Here is a 20724-nt window from a genome sequence, read left to right as displayed (position 1 = left end):
TATAAGTTATATTACAGCATATATGGCTCAAACAATTAGATTAAACAAGGTATTACGAGAACTCAATATTTCTATTGATCGTGCCGTGGATTTTTTAGAATCCAAGGGCATCGAGATAGACAAGAGTCCTAATACAAAACTTTCACAAGAGGTTTACGACGTCTTGTCTGATGAGTTTCAGACGGACGCGACCAAGCGCGAAAAAGCGCAGGAGGTTAGTGAAGCCAAAATGAAAGAAAAAGAAGAGCTTCGCATTAAGCGCGAAAAAGAACTTGAAGAAAAAGCTAAGGCAGACGAGGCTAAGCAAGCAAAAGTTGCCGAAGAGGAAGTTCTTAAGGCCAAGGCCGAACTTAGTGGTACAAAACAAGTTGGTAAGATTGATTTAGACGGTCCAAAGGCAAAAGGGAAAGCACCTGAAAAAGCCAAAAAGGAAGAAGCGCCTCAAAAAGCAGAAAAACCAACAGCTAAGAAAGAAGAGGCTAAAAAGCCTGCGGCTAAAAAAGATGCGCCAAAGACTAAAAAGAAAGAGGAATCGAAAGAAACTACAGAAGAGCAAGAGCCAGCTAAAGAAGTAGTGGAAACCAATTACCGAAAGCTTTCTGGCCCTACAATCGCTGGTGATAAAATCGATTTAACCAAGTTCGATAAGCCAAAGAAAAAGAAAGAAGAAAAATCCGACGATAAAGGTGGTGCCAAGCGAAAAAGACGCCGTATCAGCAAAGCCGGAGATAATAAAGGAAACTACTCTAACGACCGACGCGGTAAAGGCAGAGGTGGACAAGCCCAACGCCCTAAAGTGGTTAAAGAGGAGCCTACCGAGGAAGAAGTACAAAAGCAAATCCGTGAAACGTTAGAAAAACTTCAAGGAAAGAGTTCTAAAGGAAAAGGTGCCAAATATCGTAGAGAGAAAAGAGATCAGCACCGTCAACAAACGGAGATGGACCAAGAGTTGGCAGAACAGGAAAGCAAAACACTTAAAGTTACAGAATTCGTAACCGTAAGTGAAGTTGCTACGATGATGGAAGTTGGGGTGACTCAAGTTATTTCAGCCTGTATGTCTCTTGGTATGATGGTGACGATGAACCAGCGTTTAGACGCGGAAACCTTATCTATCGTCGCTGAAGAGTTCGGATACGAAGTAGAATTTGTCACTGCTGATATCGAGGAGTCGATTGAAGAAGTTGAAGATAAGCCAGAAGATTTAGTATCACGAGCGCCTATTGTTACGGTAATGGGTCACGTTGATCACGGTAAAACGTCTTTACTGGATTACATCCGTGAAGAGAACGTAATTGCTGGTGAGTCTGGTGGAATTACACAGCACATCGGTGCTTATGGTGTACAGTTAGACAATGGTCAAAAAATTGCCTTCTTGGATACACCAGGTCACGAGGCTTTTACGGCGATGCGTGCACGTGGTGCCCAGGTAACGGATATTGCGATTATTGTAGCGGCGGCAGATGATGATATTATGCCACAAACAAAGGAAGCTATTTCGCATGCGCAAGCAGCGGGCGTTCCTATTGTATTTGCGATTAATAAAATTGATAAGCCAGATGCAAATCCTGAGAAGATTAAGGAAGGATTGGCACAGATGAATTTATTGGTAGAGGATTGGGGTGGAAAAATCCAGTCTCATGATATCTCTGCTAAATTCGGAACAGGCGTTAAAGAATTATTAGAGAAGGTATTGTTGGAAGCTGAATTATTAGAGCTAAAGGCAAATCCAGATAAACCAGCCGTTGGTACGGTTGTAGAGGCTTTCTTGGACAAAGGGCGTGGGTATGTTTCTACAATATTGGTACAGGCAGGTACATTAAAAGTTGGAGATTATGTTTTAGCCGGAAAAAATTCTGGTAAAGTCAAAGCCATGCAAGATGAGCGAGGTAATGATGTTCAAGAAGCAGGCCCATCAACGCCAGTGTCTATCTTAGGATTGGACGGTGCGCCACAAGCAGGTGATAAGTTCAATGTATTTGAAGACGAGCGCGAAGCGAAGCAAATTGCTTCAAAACGTACGCAATTACAGCGTGAGCAATCCGTTAGAACGCAGCGTCATATTACGCTTGATGAAATCGGAAGACGTATAGCCCTCGGTGATTTCCAAGAGTTGAACATTATCCTTAAAGGTGATGTGGACGGTTCTGTTGAAGCATTGACTGACTCATTCCAGAAATTATCTACGGAAGAAATCCAAGTGAATATTATCCACAAAGGGGTTGGTGCCATTACAGAAAGTGATGTGTTATTGGCCACAGCGTCGGATGCTATTATTATCGGATTTAACGTACGACCTATGGGTAACGCACGTCAGATAGCAGATAAGGAAGAAATCGATATCAGAACTTACTCCATTATCTATGATGCCATCAATGATTTGAAGGATGCTATGGAAGGTATGTTATCTCCAGAATTAAAAGAGGAGATTACAGGTACGGCTGAGATTAGAGAAATCTTTAAAGTATCTAAAATCGGAAGTATCGCCGGTTGTATGGTGACTAACGGTAAGATTTATAGAAACTCAGGTATCCGTTTAATCCGTGATGGTGTGGTAATTTACACAGGTGAATTGGCCTCGTTAAAACGCTTTAAGGATGACGTTAAAGAAGTTTCTAAAGGCTACGATTGTGGTATGCAAATCAAGAATTATAATGACATCAAAGAAGGTGATGTATTAGAAGCCTTCCAAGAAGTGGAAGTGAAGAAAAAGCTGAAGTAAACCTATAATGAATTAAGTGGTCCTGCAAGGTCTTGGTGACCTGGCAGGTATGAGTAAATTAATAAAAAAGCCTCGCATTGCGAGGCTTTTTTATTAACTATAATTCTCAAGGTCTTAACCTTTCTTCGGCTGAAAAATAAAGGCATTCATATAACTACGTTTTATACGAGCCAACGCACGATCAGCTTCCAATCGATCCCTGAAATTCCCAACCCAAATCTTATAGTTTGGTGTATTGAATTCCATGGACGTTGGCCATTGACCGTAGAGCGATTTAAACTTGGAATGCACGCGTTCTGCTTCGGCACGTGAGCCTTGAAAAATCTGAATTTTATAGACATTCACCGTCCTCAAATCCTTCTTATATTCCAACAATTTTTCAATATTTGGGTCTTGGATTACTTCTACTTCGCCCTGTTGCGCATATCCTACAAAGCCGAGGGCAAAAATTGCCGAAACTAAAAGGGATTTTAATATTGAGTTTTTCATGGGTAATCTATTTAAATTCAAAGGTAAATTATATTAACGTAAAAGGTCAAAAAAATCTTATTTAGAACGCTTATAAATTAGCTATTAACACTTCGCTAACATTTATAAAATCGACTTTATATCTTACTTTTGCATGAGTTTTTATAACCTTATTTTTTTCAGATTTAGATGAAAAAATCATACCAAAGTTTAGAAGATAATTCAACATATAATATGAAACAGGTGATTTACCGCCAACTAGCCTCAAAATTTCTTCGTTTAGGTTTTGTTTTCTTATTTACGTTTGCAACCCCACTTTTAGCTCAAGACACTGCGGAAACTACTGATGCACCTGCCACAGCGGATGCCTCTGCTGGTGATCCTGCAGCTGGGAAAGCGCTGTTTAACACCAACTGTGCCTCTTGTCACAAGTTAGATAAGCCAATGACTGGGCCAGCATTGCGTAATGTAGAAACACGCCTTGCCGAAGAAGAAGGTTTAGACAGAACATGGCTTAATGCGTGGATTAGAAATAGTGCTGGGATGATTGCCTCTGGCGATGCTTATGCTGTAAAAATTTACAACGAGTATAACCAAACGGCAATGACCGCCTTTCCTCAGTTGAGCGATAAGGATATTTCTGACATCTTGGCCTACACGGCGGAACCAATACCACCGCCACCGCCACCAAAAGAGGGTGATGTTGCTGGGACTGGTTCTGGAGGAGGTTCGAATACAATCATACTAGGCGCTTTAGCATTATTATTCATGTTGTTAGCAGGTGCTTTATTTTTGGTCAACAGAACATTAAAGCGTTTTGCGGAAGACAAAGGCATCGCTATTGAGGAAAAGCCAAAAGGAAAGCCCTTATGGAAAGCTTTTGTTGAGAATCAGTTTTTGTTGATGGTTACTGCTATTCTTTTCTTATTGGGTAGTGCTTACTTTATGTACGGCGCTATGATGTCTGTAGGTGTAGACCAAGGTTACGCACCGGTGCAACCAATTCACTATTCGCACAGAATCCATGCTGGAGACAACGGCATTGATTGTAAATACTGTCACTCGTCTGCAAGAGTGAGCAAGCATTCAGGTATTCCATCATTGAATATCTGTATGAACTGTCACAAATCCATTTCAGAAGTTGCACCAGAAACCTATGCTGAAGGTCAAGAATATGGTGTAGACTACAATGCTGAAATCAAGAAATTATATCAAGCCGTGGGTTGGAACGAAACTACACAGGCGTATACTGGCAAAACTGAGGCTGTAAAATGGATTAGAATTCATAACCTTCCAGATTTTGCATATTTCAATCACTCGCAACACGTGGTGGTTGGTGGTATTGAGTGCCAGACCTGTCACGGTCCTGTTGAGGAAATGGAAATCATGTCCCAACACTCAACATTGACTATGGGGTGGTGTATCAACTGTCACCGTGAAACCAATGTAAAAGTGAAAGACAACGCTTACTATGATAAAATCCACGAGCAACTCTCTAAAAAGTATAACGTCGATCAGTTGACAGTAGCTATGATGGGTGGTTTGGAATGTGGAAAATGTCACTATTAAATCCTGTGAAAACAGGAATCTCATAAAGAGAAAACAAAAATTTGAAGAATTACGATTGACGAATGACGATTGTCCAAAATCGAAAATCGAAAATCAAAAATTATAAATCAAGAATATGTCATCAAACAAAAAATACTGGAAAAGTGTTGAAGAGCTAGACGCAAACAGCTCTATTGTTGAGACGCTACAACAGAATGAATTTGTTGAGGAAATTCCGACGGATGAATTTTTAGGCGATAAAGCAGCCTTGGAATCATCAAATACGACACGTCGTGATTTCTTAAAATATGTTGGTTTTAGTACTGCAGCCGCTTCTATGGCCGCTTGTGAAGGACCAGTGATTAAATCCATTCCTTATGTAGTGCAACCAAAGGAGATTGTTCCTGGTGTTGCTAACTATTATGCCACAACTATTGCAAATGGTTACGATTTTGCAAGTGTTTTGGTAAAGACTAGAGAAGGTCGCCCGATTAAAATCGAGAATAATGAGATGGCAAAGACTAATGGTCATGCCAATGCTAGAGTTAATGCTTCGGTTTTAGGCTTGTACGACAGCTTGCGTGTTAAGTCGCCTTTAAAAGGTGGTGCACCAATCTCATGGTCTCAGTTTGATGATGAAGCGAGAAGCGCACTTTCTAACCTTGGTGGTAAAGAGATTGCCTTATTAACACAAACTTTTGCTAGCCCATCAACGGCGAAATTGATTTCTGAGTTCTCTGAAAAATTCAGGAATGTAAGACACGTTGTTTACGATGCGGTTTCAGAATCTGCGGCTTTAGATGCTTACGAAGCAAAATATGGCAAGCGTGGTTTAGCGAATTATGATTTTTCAAAAGCGATGACTATCGTTTCTGTCGGTGCTGATTTCTTAGGTGATTGGCAAGGCGGCGGCTTTGATGGCGGATACGCTAAAAATAGAATTCCGGTAAACGGAAAAATGTCTAGACATATTCAGTTTGAAGCGAACATGTCACTCACTGGTGCAAACGCGGATAAGCGTGTGCCGATGACACCAAGCCAGCAAAAATTAGCCTTGGCACAACTACATAGCTTAATTGTTGGTGGAGGTTCTGTGAATCTTCCTGAAAACTTAAGCAAGGCAGTTCAAGATGCGGCTTCGCAATTAAAACGTGCAGGAAGTAATGCTGTTGTAGTTACTGGTATTCAAGATGTGAATGCGCAGACTGTTGCTTTCGAAATTAACGAAGCGCTTTCAAGCAAAGCTTTTGATTCAAAGACGACTGTATTGACACGTCAAGGAAATGATAAAGCGGTGAACCAATTGGTTGCCGATATGAAAGCCGGAAAGATTGGTGCCATCATTACTGTTGGTGTCAATCCAATGTATACGTTACCTAATGCTTCTGATTTTGCAGAAGGTTTGGCAAAAACAGATGTGTCGATTGCCTTCACCATGAAGCAGGACGAAACGTCTAAAAACTTTACTCATATAGCGGCAACACCTCACTATTTAGAATCTTGGGGTGACGTTGAATTTAAAGCGGGACATTATGCCTTAACGCAACCGACGATTCGTCCGTTGTTTGATACAAGACAATTTCAAGATACGTTGTTGAAATGGACAGATAACGACATGTCCTACAGCGATTATATAAAGAAAAATTGGCAAGACTCTATCTTAGGTGGTTCTGGTTATAACCAGGCACTTCATGATGGTGTTTATGTTTCAGAAGGAAATTCAGTGTCGGAAGATGTTCCTGCTATTGAACCTGCTTCAGACGAGACAGAAACTGTTGAAGCACCAACGGTAAGCGGAAACGCGGCGATTGCTTTGGCAAGGTCGGCAAAGTCCGAAGGCATGGAATTGTCTTTATATACCAAAGTTGGTATGGGCGATGGGCAACAAGCCAATAACCCATGGTTACAAGAGTTTCCAGATCCTATTACAAGAACGTCATGGGATAACTACTTAACGGTGTCTAAAGCTGATGCAGAAAGACTGGGCTTAGAAAATTATAATGTAGCTAATGGTGGTCTCAACGGAAGTTACGCTGATGTTACGGTTAACGGTGTAAGTGTTAAGAATGTACCGGTTATCATTCAACCAGGACAGGCGAGAGGTTCTGTTGGTCTGGCTTTAGGTTATGGTAGAACAGACGGTTTAAAAGAAGAATTACAAACTGGTGTTAATGCATATCCTTTGTACCAAGGCTTTAATGCTTTACAAAATGTAAGTGTTAGTAAGGCAGCAGGAATTCATGAGTTTGCCTGTGTACAGTTGCATAACACATTAATGGGTCGTGGTGATATCATTCGTGAAACGACCCTAGAAGTATTCAATACAAAAGATAAGCACTACTGGAATCCAATTCCAGAAGTATCAAAAGACCATATTGAAACGCCGGTAACTTCTCCGGATGTAGATTTATGGACGGAATTTGACCGTTCTATCGGACACCACTTCAATTTATCTATTGATTTAAATGCCTGTACAGGTTGTGGTGCTTGTGTTATTGCGTGTCATGCAGAAAACAACGTTCCTGTTGTTGGTAAGTCTGAAATTCGTCGTAGTAGAGATATGCACTGGTTGCGTATTGATAGATATTATTCGTCCGAAGACAGCTTTGCTTCAGATAACGAAAAGAAAGAAAATATTTCTGGACTTGGAAGTTCATTGAGTGAGTTTGGTGAGATGGAAAGTCCTGCTGATAATCCTCAAGTAGCATTCCAACCTGTAATGTGTCAACACTGTAACCACGCACCGTGTGAAACGGTTTGCCCGGTTGCGGCTACAGCGCATGGTCGCCAAGGTCAAAACCATATGGCGTATAACCGTTGTGTAGGGACACGTTACTGTGCCAATAACTGTCCGTATAAAGTACGTCGATTCAACTGGTTCTTATACAGCCAAAATGATGAGTTCGATTACTTTATGAATGATGATTTAGGTCGTATGGTATTGAATCCAGATGTTACAGTACGTTCTCGTGGTGTGATGGAAAAATGTTCTATGTGTATTCAAAAGACACAAAAGACCATTTTGGATGCTAAGCGCGATGGCCGTGAGGTGAAGGACGGAGAATTCCAGACAGCATGTTCTGCTGCTTGTGGTAATGGCGCTATGATTTTTGGTGACATCAACGACAAGAAAAGCAAGATTGCAGATTTAAAAGAAAGTGACCGTATGTATCACTTGTTAGAGCACGTAGGGACAAAGCCAAACGTATTCTACCATACCAAAGTGAGAAATACTAGTAAAGCATAGTCTAAAATAAAGAAATACGTATATAATTATGGCGTCTCATTACGAAGCACCTATTAGAAGACCTTTAGTTACAGGAGAGAAATCTTACCACGATGTAACCGTGGACGTTGCTAGACCTGTAGAAGGTAAAGCCAATAAAGCTTGGTGGATAGTATTCAGCATTGCGCTTGTGGCCTTCCTTTGGGGAATAGGTTGTATTATTTATACCATATCAACAGGTATCGGTGTTTGGGGTCTTAACAAGACCGTTAACTGGGCTTGGGATATTACCAACTTCGTTTGGTGGGTAGGTATTGGTCACGCAGGAACACTGATTTCCGCGGTACTTTTACTCTTCCGTCAAAAATGGCGTATGGCCATCAACCGTTCTGCGGAAGCGATGACCATTTTCTCGGTAGTACAGGCAGGTTTGTTCCCAATTATCCACATGGGTCGTCCATGGTTAGCCTATTGGGTATTGCCAATCCCTAACCAATTTGGGTCCTTATGGGTAAACTTTAACTCCCCGTTACTTTGGGATGTATTTGCGATTTCTACATACCTATCGGTTTCATTAGTATTCTGGTGGACAGGTTTATTACCGGATTTCGCCATGATTAGAGATAGAGCGGTAAAGCCGTTCCAAAAGAAGATCTATTCTTTATTAAGTTTTGGATGGTCAGGACGTGCTAAAGATTGGCAACGTTTTGAAGAAGTATCCTTGGTACTTGCTGGTTTAGCTACACCGCTTGTACTTTCTGTACACACCATTGTATCGTTTGACTTTGCTACGTCGGTAATCCCAGGATGGCATACCACGATTTTCCCACCATACTTCGTTGCTGGTGCGATTTTCTCAGGATTCGCCATGGTAAATACCTTATTGATTATCATGCGTAAAGTGTGTAATCTCGAAGATTATATCACCGTTCAACATATTGAATTGATGAATATCGTCATCATGATTACAGGTTCTATTGTAGGTGTTGCCTACATCACGGAGCTTTTCATCGCATGGTATTCTGGTGTTGAGTATGAGCAATATGCCTTCTTAAACAGAGCAACGGGACCTTACTGGTGGGCCTATTGGGCGATGATGACCTGTAACGTATTCTCGCCACAGTTTATGTGGTTCAAGAAATTGCGTACTAGCATCATGTTCTCGTTCTTTATTTCTATTGTGGTAAACATAGGGATGTGGTTTGAGCGTTTTGTGATTATCGTAACGTCATTGCACAGAGATTACTTACCATCTTCGTGGACGATGTTCTCTCCAACTTTTGTTGATATCGGCATCTTTATCGGAACCATCGGATTCTTCTTTGTATTGTTCCTATTATATTCACGTACATTCCCTGTAATCGCGCAAGCGGAGGTTAAGACTATTTTGAAATCTTCAGGAGAGCGTTACAAAAAAATCAGAGAGCGTGGTGATAGTTTAGTCGGTACAGGAGCAGACGCTAGAACGTCTGTAACGCCTTTACCAGCGACAACGTCTTCTGAAACAAAACCATTAGGTAATGATTCTGAGAAAGTGAATGCGCTATTAGGAAACATTGGAACCTATAACCCTGATACGGAATTCCCTGACGATTTAAAGAAAATCAGTGGTGTTGGTCCTAAGATGGAAGGTGTACTGAATAGCATTGGTATCTATAAATACCGTCAGGTAGCCAAGATGACCAAAACAGAATACGACTTGTTAGACGAACTCACGGGGTCTTTCCCAGGAAGAGCGGAACGTGATGATTGGGCTGGACAAGCTGAAAAATTAATAAACAACTAATATAGTATATGGAAGCTTCAAAAGTAATTCATGCTATTTATACCGATGATGATGTGTTAATGTCTGCCGTTAAAAAGGTAAAGGCAGAGAAGCATCACATTGAAGAAATATATACACCGTTTCCGGTGCACGGGCTAGACAAAGCTATGGGCTTGGCACCAACACGTATTGCCATTACGGCATTTATGTACGGTTGCGTAGGATTAACCGTTGCAGTTTTGATGATGAATTTTATCATGATTGAAGATTGGCCACAAGATATCGGTGGTAAACCAAGTTTTAGTTATTTGGAAAACATGCCAGCCTTCGTGCCAATTATGTTTGAGCTTACTGTATTTTTCGCAGCTCACTTAATGGTTATCACCTTCTATTTGAGAAGTAGAATGTGGCCTTTTAAAAAGGCTGAAAACCCTGACCCTAGAACAACGGATGACCATTTTTTAATGGAGATTGCTTTACATGGTAATGAAGAGGAATTGGCAAGCTTCTTAAAAGATACTGGTGCTGTTGAAGTTAATATTGTTGATAAAGAAGATGAACATTAATATGAAGTCTATACTTAAAATAACAGTAGTATTTGTAATGCTTATGAGCATCGTCTCTTGTGGAAAAGAAACAAGACGAAGTAAACAATATATGCCAAATATGTACGAATCTGTAGGATATGAAGCTTATCAAGAGGCCGGTGTCTTTAACAAGAATATGGAAGCCCAATTACCAGCAGAAGGTACATTACCTAGAGGTGGTTCTATATACGAAATAGAAGATACCAATGCGGGTTATGATTTGGCAAAATCTACATTAACCAACCCATTGGATTCTACACAGGTGGACTACACTAGAGGTAAGGAGTTATATGATATCTACTGTGGTATCTGTCATGGTACAAAAGGTAACGGGAAAGGAAAATTGGTAGAGCGCGAAAAGATTTTAGGTGTACCGAGTTATGATGATCAGGGAAGAGCAATTACCACCGGAAGTATTTACCACGTCATTTATTACGGAAAAAATACAATGGGGTCTTACGCAAATCAACTTAATGAAGAAGAGCGTTGGCAAGTCACAGCTTATGTTGAAAAACTGAAAGCTGAATTAGAAAAATAAGATTGAGATAAAGATTATATAAATGGAATATAAAATTTCAAATCGTTTAAGAATCGGTGCTATTGTAATGATGGTGCTAGGGCTTTTGGGTCTTGCATGGGGTTTCATGGATGCACATCAGTATCAGACTGAAGACGATGTTAAAGAATTACTCGCTAGCGAATCGCACCATGGTGATCATGAAGGTGATGCACATCACGTTGAAGATGTAGAGCATGGTGAAAACCAAGATTACATTGTTGATGATAGTGCTGAAGCTGGTCATAATGCAGAAGCTGATCACGGTGATCACGTTGCTGAAGGTCACAAAATGAGCCATGAAGAGCATGTCTTACATCAAATTCATAATAGACCTTGGGCTGCATTATATGTTGGTGCTTTCTTTTTCTTTATGATAGCCTTAGGGGTATTGGCTTTCTATGCCATTCAATATGCTGCGCAGGCAGGATGGTCTCCAGTTTTGTTTAGAGTCATGGAAGGGATTACAGCGTATGTATTACCAGGCGGTCTTATCGTTTTAGGTATCGCTGTTGCCTCTCACTATATCGGTCATAACAGTATTTTTATATGGATGGATGGTGACCTAATGAATCCAGACAGTGGTAAGTATGATAAATTGGTCGCTGGTAAACAAGACTGGTTAAACTTACCTTGGTTTATTATTAGAGGTTTGATTTTTATTGCTGGCTGGTCTTTATACCGTTATTTCTCAAGAAAATTCTCTATTGCTCAAGATAGTGCAGATGATAACAGAAACTTTAAAAAGAACTTCAGAATCTCTGCGGCATTCTTGGTATTTTATATCTATACAGAATCTATGATGTCTTGGGATTGGATTATGAGTGTGGATCCACACTGGTTCTCTACCCTATTTGGCTGGTATGTCTTTGCAAGCATGTTTGTAAGTGGTATTACCGTGATTGCGTTGATTTCAATTTATTTGAAATCGAAAGGATTATTAACCTTTGTTAATGATAGTCACATTCATGATTTAGCTAAGTTTATGTTCGGCATCAGTATTTTCTGGACGTACTTGTGGTTCTCTCAATTTATGTTAATCTGGTATTCAAACATCCCAGAAGAGGTAACCTATTTCGTTACACGAATTGAAGAGTATAAATTACCATTCTTTGGTATGGTAGCGATGAACTTCGTTTTCCCACTATTACTCCTTATGAATAGTGATTATAAACGTATTCCTTGGTTTGTAGTTATGGCGGGTATCGTCATTCTTTGTGGACACTATGTAGATGTCTTCAATATGATTATGCCAGCAACAGTTGTAGACCGTTGGTTTATTGGAGCGCCAGAAATCGGAGCGATATTATTATTTGGTGGTTTGTTCTTACTTGTGGTGTTTACCGCATTAGGAAAAGCACCATTATTGGCCAAAGGCAACCCATTTATAAAAGAAAGCGAACACTTTCATTATTAATTAAATTACTAGAAAGAAGATATAATGACAACCTTGTTAATATTCGTAATCGTACTTTTTGTAGCTATTGCCATTTGGCAAATGGTCAAGATATTTGATTTAGCGCAGGTAGGTAAGTCTGAAGGCAATAACCAAGTAGCAACAGATAAAGACAACAAAATGAATGGCTATCTTATGATTGGCTTCCTCATCTTTATCTACGTTATCACTATCCTTTGCTTTATATACTTAGGAGATTTGCCACTAATGTCTAATTCGGCGTCGGAGCACGGACCTGGGCTTGATAATTTGATGATCATTACAATGGCTGTAATTTTCTTCGTTCAGACGGTGACCCAATTTTTGTTACATTATTTCGCATATAAGTATAGAGGTGAAAAAGGGAAAAAAGCCTTGTTCTATGCTGACAATAATACGCTTGAAGCCATTTGGACAATCATTCCGGTTATCGTATTGGCAGGATTGATTATCTACGGATTATTCACGTGGAACGATATCATGAATATCGATGTGGAAGAAGATGATCCAATGGTCATTGAACTATATGCACAGCAGTTTAACTGGAAAGCGCGTTACGGTGGTGAAGACAATGTCTTAGGCCAAGCCAACGTACGTTTAATTGATGTAGGCCGTGCGAACATTCTTGGTGTAGCAGAAAGTGATCCTAACGCCCAAGATGATGTCATAGTTACAGAATTACACTTGCCTGTAAATCGCCCAATTTTGTTCAAAATGCGTTCTCAGGATGTATTGCACTCAGCTTACATGCCTCACTTTAGAGCACAGATGAACTGTGTCCCTGGTATGGTAACACAATTTGGATTTACACCAACGGTAACGACGAAAGAAATGCGCTTGAATCCTGACATGCAGGAAAAAGTACAAAATATTAATGCGCTTCGTGCGGAACGAAGAGCAGAAATTGAAGAAAGCGGACAAGACCTAACTTACGAATTTGATTACTTATTGCTATGTAACAAAATCTGTGGTGAGTCCCACTACAATATGCAAATGAAAATTATCGTTGAAACGCAAGAGGAGTTTGATGCCTGGATGGCCGAACAGAAGACCTTTGCGAATTCATTGAATTAAGAATTGTTTTAAGAAAAAGAATTAGAGATTATGTCAGCAACAGCAGAAAACCACGTTCACGACGCTCACGACGAAGTTCACCACCACAAAGAAACCTTTGTAACCAAATACATATTTAGCCAAGATCATAAAATGATTGCTAAACAGTATTTGATTACTGGAGTACTTATTATGGGTATTATCGGTATTATGATGTCGTTAATGATCCGTATGCAAATTGCATGGCCAGAACAGCCCAACGTTATTTTTGAAGCGCTTCTTGGTAAGTGGGCTCCAGATGGCGTCATGGATGCCGATATTTATTTGGCATTAGTGACCATTCACGGAACGCTTATGGTATTCTTCGTCCTTACAGCTGGTCTAAGTGGTACCTTCAGTAACTTATTGATTCCATTACAGATTGGAGCAAGAGATATGGCATCAGGATTTTTGAATATGATTTCCTATTGGTTATTCTTTTTGTCTTGTGTCTTCATGATTGCATCGTTCTTTGTAACGGCGGGGCCCGCAGCAGCAGGATGGACCATTTACCCTCCACTATCTGCTTTGCCAATGGCACAAGGCGGTTCAGGTGCAGGTATGACTTTATGGTTGGTATCTATGGCGATATTCATTGCCTCATCGCTTTTAGGATCTTTAAATTATATCGTTACTGTTATCAACTTAAGAACAAAGGGAATGTCAATGACTCGTTTACCATTGACCATTTGGGCATTTTTTGTAACTGCAATAATCGGGGTAATTTCATTCCCTGTACTTTTATCAGCAGCCTTGTTGTTGATCATGGATAGAAGTTTCGGAACGTCGTTTTTCTTATCGGATATTTTTATTCAAGGTGAAGTATTACATTATCAAGGAGGTTCACCAGTATTATTTGAACACTTATTCTGGTTCTTAGGTCACCCTGAAGTATACATTGTATTATTACCGGCATTAGGGATAACCTCAGAAATTATTGCGACTAATTCGCGTAAACCTATTTTCGGTTATCGTGCCATGGTTGCTTCGATTTTAGCGATTGCATTTTTATCTACTATCGTTTGGGGTCACCACATGTTTATCTCAGGTATGAACCCATTTTTAGGATCGGTATTTACATTTACAACTTTATTGATTGCGATTCCATCCGCGGTAAAAGCCTTTAATTATATTACCACGCTTTGGAAAGGTAATCTACAGTTGAATCCGGCCATGTTATTTTCCATCGGCTTGGTATCTACATTCATCACTGGAGGTTTAACAGGAATTGTTCTTGGTGATTCGGCATTAGACATTAACGTGCATGACACCTATTTCGTAGTAGCACACTTCCATTTAGTTATGGGTATTTCAGCCTTGTACGGGGTATTCGCAGGAATTTATCATTGGTTCCCGAGGATGTACGGGCGTATGATGAACAAAAACTTAGGGTATTTACATTTCTGGGTGACGGCGATTTGTGCGTACGGGGTGTTCTTCCCAATGCACTTCATTGGAATGGCAGGGCTTCCGAGACGTTATTATACGAACTCTAATTTCCCATTATTTGACGATACCACTAACACGCAAATGGTCATTACTATATTTGCAATCATTGCAGGTTTGGCACAGTTGGTATTCTTATATAACTTCATCCATAGCGTATTCTATGGTAAAAAAGCAGAGCAAAATCCTTGGCGTTCAAATACCTTAGAATGGACAGCACCTGTTGAGCACATGCACGGTAACTGGCCTGGAGCAATTCCTCATGTTTACCGTTGGTCTTATGATTACAGTAAGCCCGGTCACGAGGAGGATTTTGTCCCACAGAATGTACCATTATACGATGGTGAAGAGGAATTACAGCATTAGTAGTTTCATGAATATGAAATTCTTATAACTATTTAAAAAGACCTTTGGATTGCTTTAAAATTCCAAAGGTCTTTTTCTTTATATTTGGTTCAATCTTAAATCACATAGAAATGTCACCCTGAGCGCAGGCGAAGGGTATTAATAAGATTCCCGCTCCAGATGCTTTGGCACGGAGAACTGAAGATGAACGAAAACCTAGACCCAACAAACGAAAATTTCTCACCTGAAGAACTCGATGTCGAAAAGAAGTTGAGACCACTCACCTTTGACGACTTTACGGGTCAAGACCAAGTGCTTGAGAATTTATTGGTTTTTGTACAGGCAGCCAATCTAAGGGAAGAAGCTCTAGATCACACCTTATTTCACGGGCCTCCTGGATTGGGAAAAACCACTTTGGCACACATTTTAGCCAACGAATTAGATGTGGGAATTAAAGTTACTTCGGGTCCAGTATTGGACAAACCAGGCGACTTAGCAGGATTACTCACCAATCTTGATGAACGCGACGTGCTTTTTATTGATGAAATACACAGACTAAGCCCTATTGTTGAAGAGTATCTATACTCAGCGATGGAAGATTACAAGATTGATATCATGATTGAAACCGGGCCCAATGCACGTACGGTTCAAATCAATCTCAATCCATTTACATTGGTTGGTGCCACAACACGTTCGGGATTGTTAACAGCCCCGATGCGCGCCCGTTTTGGGATTAGCAGTCGCCTTCAATATTACAACACTGAATTACTAACAACAATAGTACAGCGAAGTGCTTCCATATTACATATGCCTATCACCATGGAAGCGGCCATAGAAATTGCAGGGAGAAGTCGGGGAACACCGCGTATTGCCAATGCATTACTTAGACGGGTAAGGGACTTTGCGCAAATAAAAGGTAATGGCAGTATAGATATTGCCATAGCAAAGTTTGCCTTGGAAGCTTTAAACGTCGACGCCCACGGCTTGGACGAAATGGATAACAAAATCCTCACCACCATTATTGAAAAATTTAAGGGAGGTCCTGTTGGTATCACAACTTTGGCAACAGCAGTGAGTGAAAGTGCCGAAACTATTGAAGAAGTTTACGAACCATTTTTAATCCAGCAAGGCTTCATAATGCGAACGCCAAGAGGACGAGAAGTCACGGAACAAGCATATAAACACCTAGGGAAAATTAAAGGTCCAACGCAAGGTGGTCTTTTTTAATTCTTTTATGTCAGACTGAGCACATTCAAACTCCATCATCAACATACTTTCAAATTTATTCATAAGAATAGTGTAATGACACAACAGTGTTAGTCTTTGAAACATAACTCATAACCAATCGCTTAAAAATTTGAGACTTTAGCTTCACCATTCACAAAGTGTCTGGTATTAAAGCTATTAACTTAAATTTTTTAATCATGAAAACAATTTTCAAACACCACGACTCACACGTGGCTCTTCTATTTTTTGTAGTCTTAGCCACATGTATTTTTGCATGTACATCTGAAAGTCTAGATGAAACCAGTTTTGAAGAAAGCAATTTACTTCTAACCAACAAGACATCTGAACCAACGACATGGCAGGAGCAAGTCGATTTACTATCTCAAAAAATGCGTCGTTTCCACAATTTTAAAGTAGCACAAGCTCAAGGTTATACACAGCTTATAGGGCCGCCACCAAATATGTACGTGCCTAATATGGGGTATCACTATCTCAATCCTGCTAAGATTAATGGAGAATTTAATCTTTTAGAACCTGAAATTCTAGTGTACCATAGAGATGAAGACGGTAACATGATTTTTGGAGCTGCAGAATATTTTGTGCCAATTGCTGAATGGGGAATGACGCCGCCATTTGAATGCGAAGTTGAGGTAAGAACACCGTTGCCAGATAGTTTTATTGGCGATGAAGACGAGTGGGAAGAAAACTGTGGTGCTGGTGGGTATACACTTCACGCCTGGATTGGTTTGGAAAATCCCATGGGCGTTTTCCATCACACAAATCCGTTGGTGCCTGCATCAGATCCAACATTGGATTAATTTAGAACTAACTCAATTATAAAAGGTTTTTAAAAAGGTCTGAAACATATAGTCCTGTCACATTGAGCGCAGTCGAAATGCATTTTCAGTTAAAATTTTAATATTATCCACTGTGCTCAAAATGGTTAACTGAACAACCTTTTTAAAAACCTTTTTTTATTAGACGGTCAATTAATCCATCGATGTTATAAATTAGCATTCTATAGTTTGAATGCCAAGCAACGACATACACGATTAATTAAGGACGAAGCAAAACGCCTCGGTTTTTTATCATGTGGTATAAGCAAAGCCGAATTTTTAGAAGAGGAGGCACCACGATTGGAGCGCTGGTTAAAGAATAATGCACATGGCGAAATGCGTTACATGGAAAACCATTTCGATAAACGCCTAGATCCGACGCTATTGGTTGAGGGTTCAAAATCTGTAGTGTCTTTATTGTTGAATTATTATCCCAATGAATTTCAAACTGAAGACAGTTACAAGCTCTCAAAATACGCATATGGCACCGATTATCATTATGTGATAAAGGATAAGTTGAAGGAACTGTTACATACCATTCAAACCGAAATTGGCGAAGTCAACGGTCGGGCTTTTGTAGATTCTGCACCGGTTTTGGACAAGGCTTGGGCGGCAAAAAGTGGCTTGGGTTGGATTGGCAAGCATAGCAATCTTTTAACTCAAAAAGTAGGCTCGTTCTATTTTATTGCCGAACTGATTATCGATTTAGAACTAGACTATGACACGCCAGTGACAGACCATTGTGGTTCTTGTACAGCTTGTATCGACGCATGCCCTACAGAAGCCATTACGGAACCTTATGTGGTGGATGGGAGCAAGTGCATTTCGTACTTTACAATTGAATTAAAAGAGAACATTCCAACCGATTACAAAAACCAATTTGATGATTGGATGTTCGGCTGTGACATCTGCCAAGACGTGTGTCCTTGGAATCGATTTTCTAAAGGTCATAACGAACCGCTCTTCAATCCACATCCAGAACTCTTATCCATGACTAAAAAAGATTGGGAAGAGATTACCGAAGATACCTTTAAGAAGGTCTTTAAAAAATCGGCGGTAAAACGGACGAAGTTTTCGGGGTTGCAACGAAACATTAACTTTCTCAAGGACTAACTAAACATAGTCAGTTTCCTTATCTTTGTCGCTTAATCCAACCGCAACCCTATGAGTAAGCAGAGCAAACGAAGAGAAGCACTTTTATATCACGCTAAGCCAAGTCCAGGTAAGATAAAGGTGGTGCCTACAAAAAAATATGCCTCCCAACGCGACTTATCCTTAGCCTATTCCCCAGGTGTTGCAGAGCCTTGTCTAGAGATTGAAAAAGACAAAGACAACGCTTACAAATACACCACAAAGGGAAATTTAGTTGCCGTAATTTCTAACGGAACTGCAGTTTTAGGTTTGGGGAATATTGGCCCCGAAGCCTCTAAACCTGTGATGGAAGGAAAAGGTCTTCTCTTTAAAATATTTGCAGATATTGATGTATTTGATATTGAAGTAGACACAGAGGATGTTGAAGAATTTATAGCCACCGTAAAACGCATAGCGCCAACGTTTGGAGGAATTAATTTGGAAGACATCAAAGCCCCGGAAGCGTTTGAAATTGAACGCCGTTTAAAAGAAGAGCTGGATATCCCTGTAATGCACGACGACCAACATGGAACGGCTATCATTTCCGCTGCCGCCTTATTGAATGCCTTAGAACTTGCTGAAAAGACTATTGAAGAGGTAAAGATTGTAGTTAGTGGCGCGGGAGCAGCCGCTATTTCTTGTACACGATTGTATATGGCCTTTGGCGCCAAGCGTGAAAATATTGTGATGTTAGATAGCAAAGGCGTGATTAGGGATGATCGAGAACATCTATCAACTGAAAAAGCTGAGTTTGCCACACATCGAAAAATAGATACGCTAGATGAAGCTATGGCTAAGGCCGACGTATTCATCGGTTTGTCTATGGCCAACATTGTAACGCCAGACATGCTAACGTCCATGGCGGCAAATCCTATTGTTTTTGCTATGGCTAATCCAGATCCTGAAATTAGTTACCAATTAGCGATTGATACAAGAGATGATATCATTATGGCAACAGGTCGAAGTGACCATCCAAATCAGGTGAACAATGTACTAGGATTCCCTTTTATTTTCAGGGGAGCGCTAGATGTTCGGGCAACCAAGATCAATGAAGCCATGAAGATCGGTGCTGTAAAAGCCTTATCACAATTAGCAAAAGAACCTGTGCCAGAACAAGTTAATATTGCTTACGGAGAAACTAAGTTGAATTTTGGTCGTGATTACATTATTCCAAAACCATTTGACCCAAGACTAATCGCAACAGTCCCTCCAGCCGTGGCCAAGGCTGCTATGGAAAGTGGTGTTGCTAAAGAACCAATTACAGATTGGGCGAAATATGAAACGACGTTGTTAGATCGTTTAGGTTCAGATAATAAATTGGTTCGATTATTATTGAATAGAGCGCGTACCAATCCAAAGCGCGTAGTCTTTGCTGAAGCGGACAGATTAGACGTTTTAAAAGCGGCCCAAATTGTACATGATGAAGGTGTCGCGATTCCTATTTTATTAGGACGGACTGATACCATTAAGGAATTGATGGAAGAGTTGGAATTTGATGCTGATGTAGAAATCATCGATCCAAAATCTGACGAAGAAATTGAGCGAAAAAACAGATATGCCGAAGCTTTTTGGAAGAACAGAAGCAGAAAAGGGGAAACTCAATACTCCGCTGAAAAAGTGATGCGTGAGCGCAACTATTTTGCAGCTATGATGGTAAATGAAGGTGATGCCGACGCCCTTATTACTGGATATTCCCGCAGTTATCCAAGTGTGGTAAAACCCATGTTAGAATTAATCGGGATGGCTGATGGTGTAAAACGTGTGGCCACCACTAACGTGATGATGACCCAACGTGGCCCTATGTTTTTAAGTGACACCTCCATCAATATAGACCCGTCGGCAAAGGATTTGTCCATTATTGCGCAAATGACCGAACGTGTTGTGCGTATGTTTGGTATGGAAGCGGTCATGGCTATGATTAGTTATTCAAACTTTGGGTCTTCTAGTAATGAGCGCGCCAGTAAAGTACGCCAAGCTGTGTCTTATTTGCACAAAGCACGGCCAGATATGGTTGTGGATGGTGAATTGCAAACCGATTTTGCCTTAAATCCGGAGATGCTTCAAGATATTTTTCCGTTTTCAAAATTAGCAGGGAAAAAAGTCAATACACTCATTTTCCCTAATTTGGATAGTGCTAACATTACCTATAAACTTTTAAAGGAACTTAATAAGGCAGAATCCATTGGCCCCATAATGATGGGGATGCGCAAGCCTGTTCATATTCTTCAATTAGATGCGAGCGTTGACGAAATCGTCAATATGGCAGCCATTGCAGTCATCGATGCTCAGGAAAAGGAAAAACGTCAATTAAAGCTTCAAATTCCATAGGTGGAATAAGCCCTT

14 protein-coding genes are annotated in these 20724 nt (G+C 40.3%); 13 read left to right on the top strand and 1 reads right to left on the bottom strand.

The features are described from left to right. The first annotated feature begins 22 nt into the window (after positions 1-22). Positions 23-2719, top strand: coding sequence for a translation initiation factor IF-2 (gene infB / locus ACFOSX_RS01845; RefSeq protein WP_386096437.1), 2697 nt, complete (start codon positions 23-25; stop codon positions 2717-2719). Positions 2720-2833: 114 nt separating this feature from the next. Here infB and ACFOSX_RS01840 read toward each other — a convergent pair whose 3' ends face one another. Further along, positions 2834-3208 (bottom strand): SPOR domain-containing protein, encoded by a 375-nt coding sequence (locus tag ACFOSX_RS01840; protein WP_386096435.1) that lies wholly within the window; start codon positions 3206-3208, stop codon positions 2834-2836. Between the two features lie 213 nt (positions 3209-3421). Between ACFOSX_RS01840 and ACFOSX_RS01835 the strand changes: the two genes are divergently transcribed. The 12 genes from ACFOSX_RS01835 to ACFOSX_RS01780 all read left to right on the top strand — a co-directional run bounded on the left by ACFOSX_RS01835 (position 3422) and on the right by ACFOSX_RS01780 (position 20709). Continuing rightward, a complete protein-coding gene (locus ACFOSX_RS01835) occupies positions 3422-4756 on the top strand; it encodes a c-type cytochrome (protein ID WP_386100170.1) in 1335 nt (444 codons plus the stop codon). A 115-nt stretch (positions 4757-4871) separates the two neighbouring features. Then, entirely contained in the window at positions 4872-7982 is a 3111-nt protein-coding gene (locus ACFOSX_RS01830) for a TAT-variant-translocated molybdopterin oxidoreductase (protein ID WP_386096433.1), read from the top strand. 28 nt (positions 7983-8010) lie between these two features. Next, a complete protein-coding gene (gene nrfD / locus ACFOSX_RS01825; protein WP_386096431.1) occupies positions 8011-9747 on the top strand; it encodes an NrfD/PsrC family molybdoenzyme membrane anchor subunit in 1737 nt (578 codons plus the stop codon). A gap of 8 nt (positions 9748-9755) precedes the next feature. Then, positions 9756-10292, top strand: a complete 537-nt coding sequence (locus tag ACFOSX_RS01820) for a DUF3341 domain-containing protein (RefSeq protein WP_386096429.1) — start codon at positions 9756-9758, stop codon at positions 10290-10292. 1 nt (position 10293) lies between these two features. Next, positions 10294-10851, top strand: a complete 558-nt coding sequence (locus ACFOSX_RS01815) for a c-type cytochrome (protein WP_386096427.1) — start codon at positions 10294-10296, stop codon at positions 10849-10851. Positions 10852-10873: 22 nt separating this feature from the next. Beyond that, positions 10874-12286, top strand: coding sequence for a quinol:cytochrome C oxidoreductase (locus ACFOSX_RS01810; protein WP_386096425.1), 1413 nt, complete (start codon positions 10874-10876; stop codon positions 12284-12286). A gap of 24 nt (positions 12287-12310) precedes the next feature. Then, the gene (locus ACFOSX_RS01805; RefSeq protein WP_386096423.1) at positions 12311-13378 is read left to right on the top strand and encodes a cytochrome c oxidase subunit II; all 1068 of its coding nucleotides are present in this window, start codon (positions 12311-12313) and stop codon (positions 13376-13378) included. 30 nt (positions 13379-13408) lie between these two features. After that, positions 13409-15208, top strand: a complete 1800-nt coding sequence (locus ACFOSX_RS01800; protein WP_386096421.1) for a cytochrome c oxidase subunit I — start codon at positions 13409-13411, stop codon at positions 15206-15208. Positions 15209-15391: 183 nt separating this feature from the next. Continuing rightward, on the top strand, positions 15392-16414 hold the full coding sequence (gene ruvB / locus ACFOSX_RS01795; RefSeq protein WP_386100167.1) for a Holliday junction branch migration DNA helicase RuvB: 1023 nt from the start codon (positions 15392-15394) through the stop codon (positions 16412-16414). A 197-nt stretch (positions 16415-16611) separates the two neighbouring features. Continuing rightward, a complete protein-coding gene (locus tag ACFOSX_RS01790; RefSeq protein ID WP_386096419.1) occupies positions 16612-17232 on the top strand; it encodes a hypothetical protein in 621 nt (206 codons plus the stop codon). Between the two features lie 207 nt (positions 17233-17439). Beyond that, positions 17440-18363, top strand: coding sequence for a tRNA epoxyqueuosine(34) reductase QueG (gene queG, locus ACFOSX_RS01785; protein ID WP_386096417.1), 924 nt, complete (start codon positions 17440-17442; stop codon positions 18361-18363). A 51-nt stretch (positions 18364-18414) separates the two neighbouring features. Beyond that, complete coding sequence (locus tag ACFOSX_RS01780; protein WP_386096415.1) at positions 18415-20709, top strand: NADP-dependent malic enzyme; 2295 nt, start codon at positions 18415-18417, stop codon at positions 20707-20709. Positions 20710-20724 lie beyond the last annotated feature (15 nt).

The organism is Winogradskyella maritima, assembly GCF_042650215.1.
GTDB classification, from domain to species: Bacteria; Bacteroidota; Bacteroidia; order Flavobacteriales; family Flavobacteriaceae; genus Winogradskyella; species Winogradskyella maritima.
Note: the sequence above shows the minus strand (reverse complement) of the source record. Positions and strands in the feature narration are given on the sequence as shown.